The 13690-nt window shown below is 64.2% G+C and carries 13 protein-coding genes; 6 read left to right on the forward strand and 7 right to left on the reverse strand.

The annotated features are described in order from the left end of the window. The gene (locus QUH67_RS01455; RefSeq protein WP_300944881.1) at positions 1–408 is read left to right on the forward strand and encodes a thiol-disulfide oxidoreductase DCC family protein; all 408 of its coding nucleotides are present in this window, start codon (positions 1–3) and stop codon (positions 406–408) included. Positions 409–571: 163 nt separating this feature from the next. Continuing rightward, complete coding sequence (locus QUH67_RS01460; RefSeq protein WP_300944882.1) at positions 572–1264, forward strand: restriction endonuclease; 693 nt, start codon at positions 572–574, stop codon at positions 1262–1264. A 6-nt stretch (positions 1265–1270) separates the two neighbouring features. Here QUH67_RS01460 and QUH67_RS01465 read toward each other — a convergent pair whose 3' ends face one another. From QUH67_RS01465 to QUH67_RS01475, 3 genes are all read right to left on the reverse strand, one after another. Continuing rightward, positions 1271–2527, reverse strand: coding sequence for a flavin monoamine oxidase family protein (locus QUH67_RS01465; protein WP_300948302.1), 1257 nt, complete (start codon positions 2525–2527; stop codon positions 1271–1273). 121 nt (positions 2528–2648) lie between these two features. Next, entirely contained in the window at positions 2649–4475 is a 1827-nt protein-coding gene (gene typA, locus QUH67_RS01470; protein ID WP_300944883.1) for a translational GTPase TypA, read from the reverse strand. A 236-nt stretch (positions 4476–4711) separates the two neighbouring features. Continuing rightward, positions 4712–5467 (reverse strand): Crp/Fnr family transcriptional regulator, encoded by a 756-nt coding sequence (locus tag QUH67_RS01475; protein ID WP_300944884.1) that lies wholly within the window; start codon positions 5465–5467, stop codon positions 4712–4714. Positions 5468–5672: 205 nt separating this feature from the next. Between QUH67_RS01475 and QUH67_RS01480 the strand changes: the two genes are divergently transcribed. Next, entirely contained in the window at positions 5673–6053 is a 381-nt protein-coding gene (locus QUH67_RS01480) for a response regulator (protein WP_300944885.1), read from the forward strand. Positions 6054–6077: 24 nt separating this feature from the next. Here the strand turns inward: QUH67_RS01480 and QUH67_RS01485 are convergent, their stop codons facing one another. Both QUH67_RS01485 and QUH67_RS01490 read right to left on the reverse strand, forming a co-directional pair. Continuing rightward, entirely contained in the window at positions 6078–7640 is a 1563-nt protein-coding gene (locus QUH67_RS01485; protein WP_300944886.1) for an alkaline phosphatase D family protein, read from the reverse strand. A gap of 89 nt (positions 7641–7729) precedes the next feature. Further along, positions 7730–9151 (reverse strand): TAXI family TRAP transporter solute-binding subunit, encoded by a 1422-nt coding sequence (locus QUH67_RS01490; protein WP_300944887.1) that lies wholly within the window; start codon positions 9149–9151, stop codon positions 7730–7732. Between the two features lie 207 nt (positions 9152–9358). Here QUH67_RS01490 and QUH67_RS01495 point away from each other — a divergent pair, with 207 nt between their 5' ends. Both QUH67_RS01495 and QUH67_RS01500 read left to right on the forward strand, forming a co-directional pair. Next, complete coding sequence (locus QUH67_RS01495; RefSeq protein WP_300948303.1) at positions 9359–9667, forward strand: 4a-hydroxytetrahydrobiopterin dehydratase; 309 nt, start codon at positions 9359–9361, stop codon at positions 9665–9667. Between the two features lie 105 nt (positions 9668–9772). Next, entirely contained in the window at positions 9773–10174 is a 402-nt protein-coding gene (locus QUH67_RS01500) for a YkvA family protein (RefSeq protein ID WP_300944888.1), read from the forward strand. A 111-nt stretch (positions 10175–10285) separates the two neighbouring features. On the opposite strand, the gene QUH67_RS01505 is transcribed toward QUH67_RS01500, so the two are convergent. Then, a complete protein-coding gene (locus QUH67_RS01505; RefSeq protein WP_300944889.1) occupies positions 10286–11581 on the reverse strand; it encodes an SEL1-like repeat protein in 1296 nt (431 codons plus the stop codon). A gap of 160 nt (positions 11582–11741) precedes the next feature. Then, positions 11742–12716 (reverse strand): NADPH:quinone oxidoreductase family protein, encoded by a 975-nt coding sequence (locus QUH67_RS01510; RefSeq protein ID WP_300944890.1) that lies wholly within the window; start codon positions 12714–12716, stop codon positions 11742–11744. 122 nt (positions 12717–12838) lie between these two features. Between QUH67_RS01510 and QUH67_RS01515 the strand changes: the two genes are divergently transcribed. Further along, positions 12839–13678, forward strand: coding sequence for an SDR family oxidoreductase (locus QUH67_RS01515; protein ID WP_300944891.1), 840 nt, complete (start codon positions 12839–12841; stop codon positions 13676–13678). The last annotated feature ends 12 nt before the right edge of the window (positions 13679–13690 follow it).

The raw sequence follows: 13690 nt of genomic DNA on the forward strand, positions 1-13690 counted from the left end.
ATGACCGAGCGGCCCGACGACGACGTGATCCTCTACGACGGCGTCTGCATCTTCTGCTCGCGCTGGGTCCGCTTCGTCGCTACCCGCGACGTCGCGCGAAAATTCCGCTTCACCGCGATCCAGTCGCCCTACGGCACACGGCTGGCGCAGGCGTTCGGGATCGATCCCGATGATCCCGACACCAACGCCTTCGTGCACGGCGGCACCGCTCATTTCAAATCCGATGCCGCGCTGACGGTGCTGTCGCAACTGCCGCGATGGCGCTGGACGCGCGCATTATTCATGGTGCCCAGGCCGTTGCGCGACGCGATCTACAATCTGGTGGCGCGCAACCGCTACCGGATTTTCGGAAAATTTGATTCGTGTTTCGTGCCGGATGCGGACATGCGCGCAAGGGTGCTGGAATAGTCGCACCGCCAGCGGTTGTGCGCCGAGCGAAAGTCGACAAATCAAAGTAGACACGCCATCATGGAACCACCTAAGGTATTGAAGCTGGATTGCCGCTGACAAAATTATTGCTGCTCCGACTTGCGCGAGAAAAACAAGCGAGGGGTGAAGAGCGTTGGAGGAGTTGGGAAAAGACGACGCTGGCGGACCGGCGGGCCCGGATCAACTGAAGGCCGAAGCCAACAAGCGCAAATCCTGGCGGCCGGCGCCCGGTATCGCGATTTGCGCCGCTGACATTCCGATCGCTCCGGTTCAACTCCATGGTGTCTCACCGCACGGCGAGCACGATCGGCCGACCGAATCGGGGCTGGACGTGGCCGGATATGGCCGGGCGATGCCGGCTTATTCGGCATTTGAACTTCCGTGGCAGGATCGGCTGCTGGAGTGCCTCCTCAAGATGAGCCCGGCGGCCTTCGAGCGGCTGTGTCAAAGGATCTTGAAAGACTCCGGATTCATCAAGGTCGACGTGACGGGACGAAATGGGGATGGCGGGATCGACGGCATCGGCGTGCTTCGCCTGAATCTTCTCTCGTTTCACGTCTTCTTCCAATGCAAGCGCTGGAAAGGCTCGGTCGGCGCCTCGGTGATCCGGGATTTCCGCGGTGCGATGGTCGGCAGGGCCGACAAGGGACTGGTCATGACGACCGGAACGTTCACCACCGACGCGCGGAAGGAAGCCACCCGGGACGGCGCGCCGGCGATCGATCTGGTCGACGGCGAAACCCTGTGCGAGCTTTTGAAAGGCCTGGAGATCGGTGTGTCGATCCGGAAGGTCGAGCACGTGCTGGTGGAGCAGCGCGTGTTCCTGGAGTTTTAGGGTGGGCTATTCGCCTGTGCGCGAAGCCAGCACTTCCTTTGCCGCCCGCTCCCCCGAATCCCGTGCCCCATGCGCGGTCGAGAAAAATTCCGGCGACGTTGCCTCTCCCGCAAAGAACAACCGTCCATCGACCGGTGCCGCCAGCACCGCCCGATCCCCCGCATGGCCCGGCAGCGCGTGCGAATACGAACCGCGCGCGAAGGGATCGTGGGCCCAGCGCGATTCCGCGAGCGGCTTCAGCTTGCGGCGGAAATCATTGCCGAGGATGGAGACGATCTCGTTGATGCTTTCCGCGGCGAGCGCGCCTTCGCCGGCGTCTTCCAGCGATTGGGCGAAACGGCCGCCGAAAAAACCTTCGATGCAGGGCTGGCCGAACGGGCGCAGGTGATAAGTGCCCATCGCGGTGCGCATCGTGGCGGCGCGCAGGTTGCCCTCTTTCGGCAGCGCCTCGGGTTCATCCAAAGCAAGCGTCACCTTGTCGGCGAGGCCGAGCGGCAGGCCGCGTGCGGCGTCGACCTTGGCCGGCAAGGGCGGGTGAAAGCGGATCGCCTCGTCTGCGATCAGGTTGGTCGGCACGGTGACGATGACCTTGTCCGTCGTCAGCGTGCCCTGCGAGGTCTCGATGCGGATGCGCTTCGCCGAATGGTCGATCAGCGTCACCGCGCAATTCAGCGCGACCGGGCACGTCGCGCCATAGGCCGCTATCAGCGCGCCATAGCCGCGGCGGACGCGCCAGTTGAGGTCGGTGTCTTCATAGGCGTCCATGTCGAGCAGCGAGACCTGGTCGAGCTCGCAGCCATTGATGTAGGTCGAGATCGCATCGATCATCGGGTTCCAGCGGTTGCCGGGCTCGAGACACGCATTGGCGGGGCCGTCGTGGCCGCTCTGCAGGGCCTCTCGCGCGGCTTGCTCGGCGCGATCGTAGAACGCATCCAGCGCGGCGATGAATTCGTCGCGGTCGTCCTGAGGGAACGCCTTGCCGTAGGCGCGCTCGCGCCAGGGCGGCAGGTTCCTGTTGATCTCGAAGCCCAGCGTTTCGGCGATTTTGACGAACGAGTTCTGATCCGCCGAATGCAGCCAGCCGCAGCCGACGTCGAAGGTGACCTCGGGCGAGGCCATGATGGTGTGCGCCCGGCCGCCGAGGCGGTCGCGCGCTTCGAGCACGATGACTGAAAGCCCGGAATCTTTCAGCGCATTCGCAGCGCCAAGGCCGGCGGCGCCGGCACCGATGATGGCGACATCGACGGAGGAGGGGAGGGGCATCGTCTGCTCTACCGTCATGCCCGGGCTTGCCCCGGGCATCCACGTTGTTGTCTCAGCAGTATCGAAGACGTGGATGGCCGGGACAAGCCCGGCCATGACGGCTTCTTGGCCGGATGCGGCCTTACGCCACCGCTTCCTTGGCCTTTTCCGCGCGCTTGCGGTCGTTGGCGTCGAGGAACTTCTTGCGCAGTCGGATCGACTTCGGGGTCACTTCGACCAGTTCGTCGTCCTCGATATAGGCCAGCGCCTTTTCCAGCGTCATGCGGATCGGCGGGGTCAGGCGCACCGCTTCATCCTTGGAGGTGGTGCGGATGTTGGTGAGCTGCTTGCCCTTGAGCACGTTGATCTCGAGGTCGTTGTCGCGGGTGTGCTCGCCGACGATCATGCCCTTGTAGACCTTCCAGCCCGGCTCGATCATCATCGGGCCGCGGTCTTCCAGCTTGAACATGGCGTAGGCCACCGCCTCGCCCTGGTCGTTGGAGATCAGCACGCCGTTGCGGCGGCCCTGGATCTCGCCCTTGTAGTTGGCGTAGCCGTGGAAGATGCGGTTCATGATCGCGGTGCCGCGGGTGTCGGTCAGGAGTTCGCCCTGGTAGCCGATCAGGCCCCGGGTCGGCGCGTTGAACACCAGCCGCAGGCGGTTGCCGCCGGACGGGCGCATCTCGATCATCTCGGCCTTGCGCTCGCTCATCTTCTGCACGACGACGCCGGAATGCTCCTCGTCGACGTCGATCACGACTTCCTCGATCGGTTCCTGCCACGTACCGGTGGCCTCGTCCTTCTGCAGCACCACACGAGGGCGCGAGACGGAAAGCTCAAAGCCTTCGCGGCGCATGGTCTCGATCAGAATGGCGAGCTGCAACTCGCCGCGGCCCGACACTTCCATGGCGTCCTTGTCGGCGGCCTCGACCACGCGCAGCGCGACGTTGCCTTCGGCCTCGCGCAGCAGGCGATCGCGGATCATGCGCGAAGTCACCTTGTCGCCTTCGGTGCCGGCGAGCGGCGAATTGTTGACGATGAACGACATCGACACCGTCGGTGGATCGATCGGCTGCGCCACCAGCGGCGTCTCGACCGTGGGATCGCAGAAGGTGTCGGCGACGGTGCCCTTGGTGAGGCCCGCAATCGCTACGATGTCGCCGGCCTCGGCTTCCTCCAGCGGCGTGCGTTCGATGCCGCGAAAGGCGAGAATTTTGGTGATACGGCCGGTCTCGATGGTCTTGCCGTCGGCGCCGAGCACCTTGACCTGCTGGTTCGGCTTGATCGAACCCGACGTGATGCGGCCGGTGATGATGCGGCCGAGATAGGGATTGGCTTCGAGGATGGTGCCGATCATCCGGAACGGGCCTTCCTCGACGGTCGGCGGCGCGACATGGCGCACGATCAGGTCGAACAGCGGCTGCATGCCGGCATCCTGCGGACCGTCCGGGCTGTCGGCCATCCAGCCCTGCTTGGCCGATCCGTACAGGATCGGGAAATCGAGCTGCTCCTCGCTGGCGTCGAGTGCCGCGAACAGGTCGAATACCTCGTTGATGACTTCGGTCGGGCGCGCGTCGGGACGGTCGACCTTGTTGATGACGACGATCGGCTTCAGCCCGACCTTGAGCGCCTTGGAAACCACGAACTTGGTCTGCGGCAGCGGACCTTCGGCGGCGTCGACCAGCACCAGCGCGCCGTCCACCATGTTGAGGATACGCTCGACCTCGCCGCCGAAATCGGCGTGGCCGGGGGTGTCGACGATGTTGATGCGGGTGTCCTTCCACTGCACCGAGGCGGCCTTGGCCAGAATGGTGATGCCCCGCTCGCGCTCCAGATCGTTGGAGTCCATCGCGCGATCGGTCACCTTCTGGTTCTCGCGATAGGTGCCGGATTGCTGCAGCAGGCGGTCGACCAGGGTGGTCTTGCCGTGGTCGACGTGGGCGATGATGGCGACGTTACGAAGGTTCATGGCTCTTCTTCTGGTCGTGCATGGTGGATACGCGATCTCGCCGGAAAACCGGGACCCACTTTTCCGGATCGCGCTTCTAAAACCTGGAATTAAATGGGGTGCTTTCCCCCCAAAAAGGAAGCCCGGCCAAAAGGACCGGGCACGCCTTACGCGTTGCGGCGCAATATAGTCAGAAAACGCCAAAAAACAATGATTTGTTTGGCGTTTGGTTAGTCGATTTGGGCGCGTTGCCGGCCCTAATTGTCCTGGTCGGGGTCGGGATAGACCCCCCGCAGAACCTCCTCGAAATGAGCCTTGACCGCCTCGTTGCACTGGCAGGACCGGTTTCGCAGGGCGTCCGGGTTGCGGACCAGGATCGAACCGCGCCGGGTCTCCAGCGTGCCTTCCGCCTTGAAGGTCTGAATGACCCGGCTGGTATAGGAACGGCCGACGCCGAGCAGGGTCGCCAATTGCTCGTGGGTCAGCGGTACGACCTCGTCGCCGTCGGTGCGTTCCATTGCCGAAACGATCCATTTCGCCGTGCGCTGCTCGATCGAGTGGATCGCATTGCAGGCGGTGGACTGGAATATCTGGGCCAGCATGCAGTCGGCATAGCGGGCGAATATGTTGTTCAGGCTGCGAGACTTCGCCTTCGCCGCATCAAGCTTGCTGATCGGCATCCGGACGAACGGCCCGGCGAATTTGACCGTGATGCGGGTATATGCCGGAAGATGGCCCTGGCTCACGATGCCGCCGACCGCGCCTTCGCGGCCGATCAGGATGGTCTCGACGGCGCGACCGTCCTCGTTGGTCACCATGTAGGACACCAGGCTGGGACCGCAGGGGAAATGGACGGTTTCGACATGGTCGCCCGGGTTGTAGAGCAGGTCGTTTGGGGCGGCATCCGTCGTGACAAGGCTCGGTTCGATCAAGCCAAAATCGGCGTCACTCAGGCGACGCAGCAAATTGTTGAACGGCCGACCACTGGCCGCGGCGTCCGGTCTCGAAATCATTGAAGGTTCCCCGCTCCCCGCCGGAGCACAATAATCGATCCCGTCCGCCCTATGTGTTCACTAGTGGACAGACGATGGAAACGACTTGTGATGGTTTCCGTTCCGGAACCCGCGATATGCTTCTTGGTATCGGCGGGCAGTTGTGCCTTCCGGGGCTTCGGCCCGGGCTCCTGATCAATGGCTGAACCCTGAACTGGCGAGAGACATGGACCCCGCCTCCTGTGACGGCTTGCCCAATGACGTGCTGATCGTCGAAGACGATCCACTCATTGCGCTCGATTTCGAAGATCGGCTTTTGGGCTTTGGAGTGAAGACGGTGCGGACCGCCGGCAACGTGGCCAAGGCACTGGACTTGATCGCCCACCGGTCGCCGGATTTTGCGCTGCTCGATGTCAGCCTCAGTCGAGAGAAGAGTTTTGGGGTGGCCGAACGGCTGGAGGCGCTCAAAATTCCGTTTGTGTTCGTCACCGGCTACGGCGCCGAGGCGGGGCTTCCAGCTGCCTTCGCAGCGAAGCCGCGGCTGCCAAAACCCTGCCCCAGTGAGGCGCTGGAAGCGATGTTGCGAAAGGGATCGCGCTGCGGCTAGACCGCTCTATACCGTCGACCGGCCCTACACCGGCTTTGGTTCGAGCGTGGTCGACCACAGCGCGACATCGGCGCGATCGCGCAGGGTCACTGTCATCTGGCCGGTCTTGCCGTCAATCCCGACATGGCCGAAGAACTGCATCCCGGCCGATGGCGGCAGATTCTGTTTGCCGGGTCCCGGTGCCTTGATGAATTTCACCTCGGGTCCGAACGTGTTGTCGAGTTCGTTCGGGCCGAACGTGCCGGCATGCAGCGGGCCGGCGACGAACTCCCAGAACGGGTCGAATTCCTGGAATTGCGCCTTGTCGGGGTTGTAGTGATGCGCCGCCGCATAGTGCACGTCCGCCGTCAGCCACACGGTGTTGACGACGCCTGACGTCTTGATGAAGCGCAGCAAATCGGCGATCTCCAATTCGCGGCCGCGCGGCGGGCCGTCGCCCTGCGCCACCGCCTCCGAGCCCTGTCTGTTGGGCGCATCGTCATAGACGATGATGCTGAGCGGCATGTCGGATGCGATCACCTTCCAGGTGGCGCGCGAATTCAGCAGCCCCCGCTTCAGCCAGGCCATCTGCTCCGGTCCGAGGAAGAAGCTTTCGGGACCGTAAGCGTCCTGCTGGTTGGGACCGTTCGGGCCGCGATAGCTTCGCTCGTCCAGCATGAAGACGTCGAGATGCGGGCCGTAGGAGAGCGTGCGGTAGAGCCGTCCCGGCTCCGCGATGCTGGCGCGGATCGGATACATTTCGTGGAACGCGCGCGCCGCGCGGGCGGCGAGCAGGGCGATGTTGCGCTCCTTGTAGGCCGCCGGCAGTTGCTTGGAGAGCGACCAGTTGTTGGTGACCTCGTGGTCGTCCCATTGCACGAAGACAGGCACCTCGGCGTTGAAGGCGCGCAAATGCTCGTCCATGAAATTGTACTTGTGGGCGGCGCGGAATTCATCGAGCGTTTCGGCGACTTTCGCCTTCTCCGGTATCGTGAGGTTCTTCCAGACCTTGCCGTCGGGAAGCGTCACTTCGCTCCTGATCGGTCCGTCGGCATAGACGGTGTCGCCGGAGTGCAGCAGGAAATCCGGGCGATGCTTGCGCATGGTGGCAAAGGTGAACATGCCGCCATCGTCCGGGTTGATGCCCCAGCCCTGTCCGGCGACGTCGCCGCCCCAGACGAAGCTGACGTCGCGCCGGTCGGCCGGGGCGGTACGGAAGCGCCCGACCACGGGCTCGCTGGCGACATTGATGTCGGCGAGATCGCGAAAGCGGATCCGGTAAAAGATGTCCTGCCCCGCCGGCAAGTTTTCCAGCAGCAGCTTGGCGGTAAAATCGCTTTCGGGCAGCGCCGCGATCGGCGGTAGCGATCGCACATTCGCGAACGACTCGGAGGTAGCGACGTCGACCAGCATCTGCGACGGACGATCGGCGCGCGCCCACACCATGCCGCTGTCGGTGCCGATATCGCCGGACTGCACGCCTGACGTCACGATCGGCCGGTCGGCAGCGCGGCTGAGATGGGGCAGCGCGAGCGCGCCTATGGCTGCGCCGCCGGCGGTTCCAAGAAAACGACGCCGCGAATATCCGCGTGAAATCTTCAACGTCATGCGAGCCTCCTGATCCGGCGCGAAAATGCAACGCCCACGACGACAGGGGTAGAAAGGATTGATGACGCTTCGATTACCGGATTTGCGGATCAGGCGGTGCTGGCGGCACGAAATTGCGCGCTGGCGCGCTGCAGGTTTTGCGGCATGCTCATCAAAAGCGTCTTGCGATCGGCCACGGCGTTGTGAAACTGCTCGATCGCGATGTTGAACGCGGTCAGCGTGCCTTCCTCGATCGCGCCGTGCTCGAAGCATTGCAGCGTGTCGCGCAGGATGGCGTCGGCTTCGGCCTGCATCTGGTCGAGCTCATCCATCGAATCGGATTGGCGCGCAGCGGTGAGCATGTCGAGCAGGCGGTCGCGCTGCGAGGTGTTCATGTTGCGCTCGTCCTTCTTGAGCGCGCCGGCGAACCAGGCGCCGATGGAGCCCATCGCCGACGCCGCCATCAGCGACCACCAGATGTAATCGCTGTAGCGGTCGAGGAAGGTCTTTTCCTCGCCGTCGACAAAGGCGGCAGCGCCGGGATGCACGGGGATGGTGGCGTCCTTGTCGGTGTCGGGCGTCTCGATCTTGGCGGCCAGCGGAAATTCGTTCTTCAGCGCCTGGCGAACGGCGAACAATTGCCGGGTGAAGATGGCGACGGTCGATTCCGCCACGCCCCTGCGCGCCACGATGTGGTGCGAGAAGCTGATGGTCTTGATCTCTTCCTCGGGCCGGCTCGGCGCGCTGCCGAAGGTTCCGGCCGGGATTTCAGAGGCCTCATACGCAGGGTGGTTCTGCGCGATCGCCTCGGCGGACTCGATCGCGAGGAATTTCGGCGTACCGCCATCGCGCGTGGAGGCGGCGATCGCGTCGGTGGTGATCTTGCTGTTGACCGGGCCGGCAGCAAGATAGGCGTCCGCCTTCTGGCTGCGGATCGCCTCGGCGGCCTCGCTGGCCGGGAACTGGACGATGTCGACTTTTGCGGGATCGACGCCGTATTGGCGCAGGATCACCTTGAGCAGATTGACGTTGGCCTGGGTGCGGCCGACGACGCCGATACGACGCCCGGCGAGCTGGCTGATTTTCGTGATCGCGGGCGCGGACTTCTTTCCCCTGGCCTTGACGGCCGGCGGCACCCAGATCACCACGACGTTCTTGCGCAGCGTCGCCACGGCCTGCGCATTCTTCGGCACGTCGAGGTCGCCCCTGATGATGGCAAGGTCCGCCTTGCCTTCGCCGATCAGGCTGGCGCTCTGCTGCGCACCTTCGGTCTGCACCGGGCGCAGCCGCACCACGCTGTTGCGCTGGTTGTTGAAGGCCTGCGTCAGGTTCTGGACGACCTTGAGGTCGTCGCTGTTGGCGGGGCCGACCGCGATCCGCAGCGTCACCGGCCGCATGGCGAAGTAGTAGCCGGCCGCCAGCGCGCCGACGATGGCCAGCACGCCGGCCAGCGTGACGAAGGTCAGCCGCCGTTTCGCCGACCGGGGTGAGGGTGGGACCCGATTTTGCGAAGGAAGTGTGCCGTCGCTCATCGATCCCCGGGTGATCGTTGGAGGTGTAATTTCATGCCGCCGCCAAAGTTACCCGCGCAGCCTAGCAAATTTCTCGATTAACCATTGTTACATCTGCGTTATGGTTATCGGCGGCCAGACGTCGTTAGGGGCCAATCCGCCCGTTTTGGCGGGTGGATCCCGGCGCAGTCTTCGGTGTTGGGATGAATGCGGTCTGAACGGGAGGCGATGATGGCGGAACGCTTGTCAGCAGAGGCGCGGAAATCGGCGCTGGCGGAACTTGACGGCTGGTCCGAAACATCAGGGCGCGATGCGATCGCACGGACCTTCACTTTCAAGGATTTCAACGAAGCCTTCGGATTCATGGCGCGCGCCGCGCTGGTCGCGGAAAAGAACGATCATCATCCGGAATGGAAGAACGTCTACAAGACGGTGGAAGTGGTGCTGGCGACGCACGACGCCGGCGGCGTCACCCGGCTCGATATCGATCTCGCCAAGGCGATGAATGCGATCGCGACGCAGTTGGGCGTCGCCTGAGTTCGTCGCTCTGCTTGCGGGGCGGGTCGAGCATCACCAATTGTTTATCCCTGTGCCCAAGCGCGGCGACCTGCCGCGCCGGAATTTTGAGGGAGCGCTGCTGCAATGGCCTCGTCCGATCACGCTTCGTCCGAACACACCGTCGGTTTCGAACCGGCCGACCGGCTGGCGCAGGACCGTGAAAGCGTGCGCCGGCGCTTCTGGATCAAGTTCAAGCAGGTGGTGGCGCAGCTTCCCTTCGCCGAAGACCTGCTCGCCGCCTATTACTGTGCGTTCGACCGGCAGACGCCGCGCCATGTGCAGGCGTCGCTGCTCGGCGCCGTCGCCTATTTCATCCTGCCGCTCGACTTCATGCCGGACATGCTGCCGCTGCTCGGCTTTGCAGACGATGCTGCCGTGCTGGCCACCGCCATCCGTATGGTCGCAGGCCATATCACGCAGGAGCATCGCGACGCCGCCCGTGCCGCGCTGAAGCGTGGGACCGACATGCCGGACGCGACGGACTGAAAAAACCAGGGCCCCGCTCCGAAGTGAATTCGGAACGGGGCCCTGGTTCAGTGTGTCCGGGAAAGGAACTTGCGCTTGCGCGCTCCGCCTGGTCTCCCGGTTGGAAACTGTTTAGTTCAATTGGCCGAGCCGCCGCTTGGCATCGACCGAGCCCAACTGGGCCGCTTTCTGGTACCAAACCCGCGCCTGCTCCGGATCGGCCGCGACGCCTCGCAAATCCTGGCTGGCCTGAACCTGCGGATCAAACGTCCCCGCCAGCATCAACGCGGCCTCGGGTTCCTGCGCGTCCGCAGCCCGTTCCAGAAGCAGCCGGGCGGAGGTGATGTCGCCGATCGCAAGCAGGCTCTTCGCCCGCTTCAGCAGCGCCGCAAGCTCGTCGGGATCAATGCGCCGCACCGGAGCCGCCTCGCGCGGCGCTGGTGCAGGCTCACGAACCGCGGGTGCGGCCGCGACGATCGGGGCCGCTGACGGCGCCAGCGCGGCGATCTCGCGGGATGGCTCCCTCACCGCCGGTTCAGGTGCGCCGCCCTTGCCCTTGAGGGCGCTTTGGTAGGCGGCGGCGATTTCGTCGCGCGACGGCGACGCCGATGCCACAGCGTTGGGCGATGTGCGGCGTGCGGCTGCAACCTCGGCGCCGGTCGGTTCTGCGGCGAGCGGCGGCGCGGCAACGCTGCGCTGCGGCTGCGCCGGCTCTGGAACCGCCGCGGCAAGCTGGGCGGCCGACGGCGGGGCGCCGCCTCCGCCGCCGCCGAGCGAGGCGTTGAAGATAACGTTGCGGGTCGAATCGATGGAAAACAGCGCGAGAATCGCGGCGATCGCCGATACGACGGCGACCCCGGCAACGACGCGCCCCGCGCGCGCCTTCTTCATGCCGCCGCTGCCGAACCGCCGGTCCGCACCCTCGTAAGCATAAAGCTGCTGATGATGCTCTTCCTCATAGTTGGAGAGGAAAAGCGGCACCGCCTCGTGCGGTGGCAGTTCTTCCGGCAGCACATCGGTCCGCTCAAACGACACCGCAAAGGGCTGCTCATAGCGGGGCTGTTCGTACTGAGCCTGCTCGTATTGCGGCTGGGGCTCGTCGTGCTGTGGCGTGTATCGCAGCTGCGCCCGCAGCTGCTCGTATCTGGATTGATCGGCTTCATAAAGCCGAGGGTCGCTGATGGCTTCATCGAACCGGTCGAACGGATCTTTGGGCTGAACCGGTTTGTTATTCTCCGCCATGGTGATGTTCCCCACTACCTCGAACGCAACAACGGGTGCGTCCCCTGCACCTACTTCTTGCTCTTGCTGACGTACAGGAGCACCTCCGATGATAGTTAAAATCGCACGCGGATTGGGTTCAAAAGACGACGGCGGACGGGGGAAATAAGGAGATATTTTGGTATGATTGTGGCGAAGAGGCGGCATAACGCGCGTTCGAAACACGCATTGTTACCGACGACACGTGCTCTGACGAAATAACGAAAACCTGCGTTGCATTGCGGGACAGTCGCGGCCCGCGATGCGCGCGGGCCGTTAAGCTTGTTTCGTGTGGATTCCGGATCAACGCGTGATCGGGTAACCCGCATCACGGATGTAGAATCACCTTGCCCATCGCCTTGCGGCCAGCGAGCACTTTCAGTGCTTCGGCGGTTTGCGCCAGCGGGAAGGTGCGATCGACATGCGAGGAGATCTTGCCCTCCGCCGTCCACTTCACGAGCTTCTCCAGGTTGGTGCGGTTCTTCTCCGCGTTGAGTCTGGTCCACGCGCCCCAGAAAACGCCACGAATATCGCAGCCCTTGAGCAGTGCGAGGTTGAGCGGCATCTTGGGAATGTCACCCGCGGCGAAGCCGATCACCAGGAAGCGGCCTTCCCAGGCGATCGAGCGCAAAGCGGCTTCGGCGTAAGTGCCGCCGACCGGATCGAAGATGATGTCGACGCCCTTGCCGCCGGTCAGCCGGCGCAAGCCCTCTTTCAGGTCTTCCTTGCTGTAGTTCAGCGTCAGCTCGGCGCCATGGGCCTTGGCGAATTCGAGTTTCTCGTCCGAGGATGCACAGGCAATCACCTTCAGGCCCATCAGCTTGCCGAGCTCGCACGCCGCAAGCCCGGTGCCGCCGGCAGCCCCCAGCACGGCGAGCGTCTCACCCGGCTTCGGGCTGGCGCGGTCTTCGAGGGCGTGCAGCGCCGTGCCGTAGATGATGATGATCCCGGCGGCACGATCGAAATCAAGATTGTCGGGAATCTTCACGATCGTGTTCGCCGGCAGTGCGATCTTCTCACGCGCGCCGTTATGGCCGCAGGACGCTACCACGCGGTCGCCGACCTTCAGGCTGGTGACGCCTTCGCCGACGCTTTCAATCACGCCGGCAACCTCGGCCGCCGGGGAGAACGGGAACGGCGGCTTGATCTGGTACTTGCCCTGGATCATCAGGATGTCGAAGAAATTCAGCGCCGCGGCTTTGATCGCAATCACGGCCTGTCCCGGTTCGGCCACCGGATCGGGCACGTCGGCCAGCACGAGATCGTCGGGTTGGCAGTACTGCGAGCAGAGAATGGCTTTCATGGGCGCACCTGGTTTCAGACCGGGAAAGAAGAAAAAGGCTGGGTGCTTCTTGCCGGATTTAAAGGCAGGCTACAATCCGCTTCAGGCGCATGGCGTCATCGGTGGTCGAGGGGATTCGAGCGATGTTTGAAAAGGGTCTGCTGGCAGGCAAGCGAATACTGGTCACTGGCGGCGGTTCGGGGCTCGGGGCCGCGATGGGACACCGCTTCGTCGAGCTCGGCGCCGAGCTGATCATTTGCGGGCGCCGGCGCGACATGCTGGAGACGGCAGCCGCGCGTCTGCGCAGCGAACTCGGCGCCAAGGTCGGCGTGATCGGCTGCGACATCCGCGACGGCGCTGCGGTCGCTGCCATGATGGACGAGATCTGGCGCGAGGCGCCGCTCGACGTTCTCGTCAACAATGCCGCCGCGACCTTCATCGCGCAGACCGAACATCTGTCGCCGCGGGCGGCGGATGCGATCCTGGCGCCGACGCTGCATGGCACGATGTACTGCACGCTCGCCGCCGGCAGGCGCTGGATCGACGGCAAGCACGCCGGCGTCGTGCTCAGCATCCTCTCGACCTCGACGATCACCGGCCGCGCCTTCACGGTGCCGTCGGCGATGGCGAAGTCCGCGGTGCTCGCGATGACCCGAAGCCTGGCGGTGGAGTGGGGCCCAAAGGGCGTGCGTACGGTTGCGATTGCGCCCGGTGCGTTTCCGACGCCGGGCGCGTCCGGCCAGCTCCGTCCCGAAGGGCGCGATCAAAGCTGGGCGGAACGCAATCCGCTCGGCCGCGCCGGCGAGCATGACGAACTCGCCAACCTCGCGAGCTTTTTGGTTTCCGACCAGGCCGGCTACATCAATGGCGAGATGGTCGTGCAGGACGGCGGCGCGCACTTGCGCAGTTCCGGCGCCGAGGATCTGCTGCAATGGACTGATGCGCAGTGGCAGAGGCAGCGCGAGGGCCGGCCAAAAAACTGAAGCGAATCCGGC

The organism is Bradyrhizobium roseum (assembly GCF_030413175.1).
Classification (GTDB): Bacteria; Pseudomonadota; Alphaproteobacteria; order Rhizobiales; family Xanthobacteraceae; genus Bradyrhizobium; species Bradyrhizobium roseum.

Excerpts from the sequence above, each read along its gene's own strand:
- QUH67_RS01455 (WP_300944881.1), top strand. The coding sequence starts at position 1 with ATGACCGAGCGGCCCGACGACGACGTGATCCTCTACGACGGCGTCTGC.
- QUH67_RS01465 (WP_300948302.1), bottom strand. The coding sequence starts at position 2,527 with ATGCCCCTCCCCTCCTCCGTCGATGTCGCCATCATCGGTGCCGGCGCC.
- typA (WP_300944883.1), bottom strand. The coding sequence starts at position 4,475 with ATGAACCTTCGTAACGTCGCCATCATCGCCCACGTCGACCACGGCAAG.
- QUH67_RS01475 (WP_300944884.1), bottom strand. The coding sequence starts at position 5,467 with ATGATTTCGAGACCGGACGCCGCGGCCAGTGGTCGGCCGTTCAACAAT.
- QUH67_RS01480 (WP_300944885.1), top strand. The coding sequence starts at position 5,673 with ATGGACCCCGCCTCCTGTGACGGCTTGCCCAATGACGTGCTGATCGTC.
- QUH67_RS01485 (WP_300944886.1), bottom strand. The coding sequence starts at position 7,640 with ATGACGTTGAAGATTTCACGCGGATATTCGCGGCGTCGTTTTCTTGGA.
- QUH67_RS01490 (WP_300944887.1), bottom strand. The coding sequence starts at position 9,151 with ATGAGCGACGGCACACTTCCTTCGCAAAATCGGGTCCCACCCTCACCC.
- QUH67_RS01495 (WP_300948303.1), top strand. The coding sequence starts at position 9,359 with ATGATGGCGGAACGCTTGTCAGCAGAGGCGCGGAAATCGGCGCTGGCG.
- QUH67_RS01500 (WP_300944888.1), top strand. The coding sequence starts at position 9,773 with ATGGCCTCGTCCGATCACGCTTCGTCCGAACACACCGTCGGTTTCGAA.
- QUH67_RS01505 (WP_300944889.1), bottom strand. The coding sequence starts at position 11,581 with ATGCCGCCTCTTCGCCACAATCATACCAAAATATCTCCTTATTTCCCC.
- QUH67_RS01510 (WP_300944890.1), bottom strand. The coding sequence starts at position 12,716 with ATGAAAGCCATTCTCTGCTCGCAGTACTGCCAACCCGACGATCTCGTG.
- QUH67_RS01515 (WP_300944891.1), top strand. The coding sequence starts at position 12,839 with ATGTTTGAAAAGGGTCTGCTGGCAGGCAAGCGAATACTGGTCACTGGC.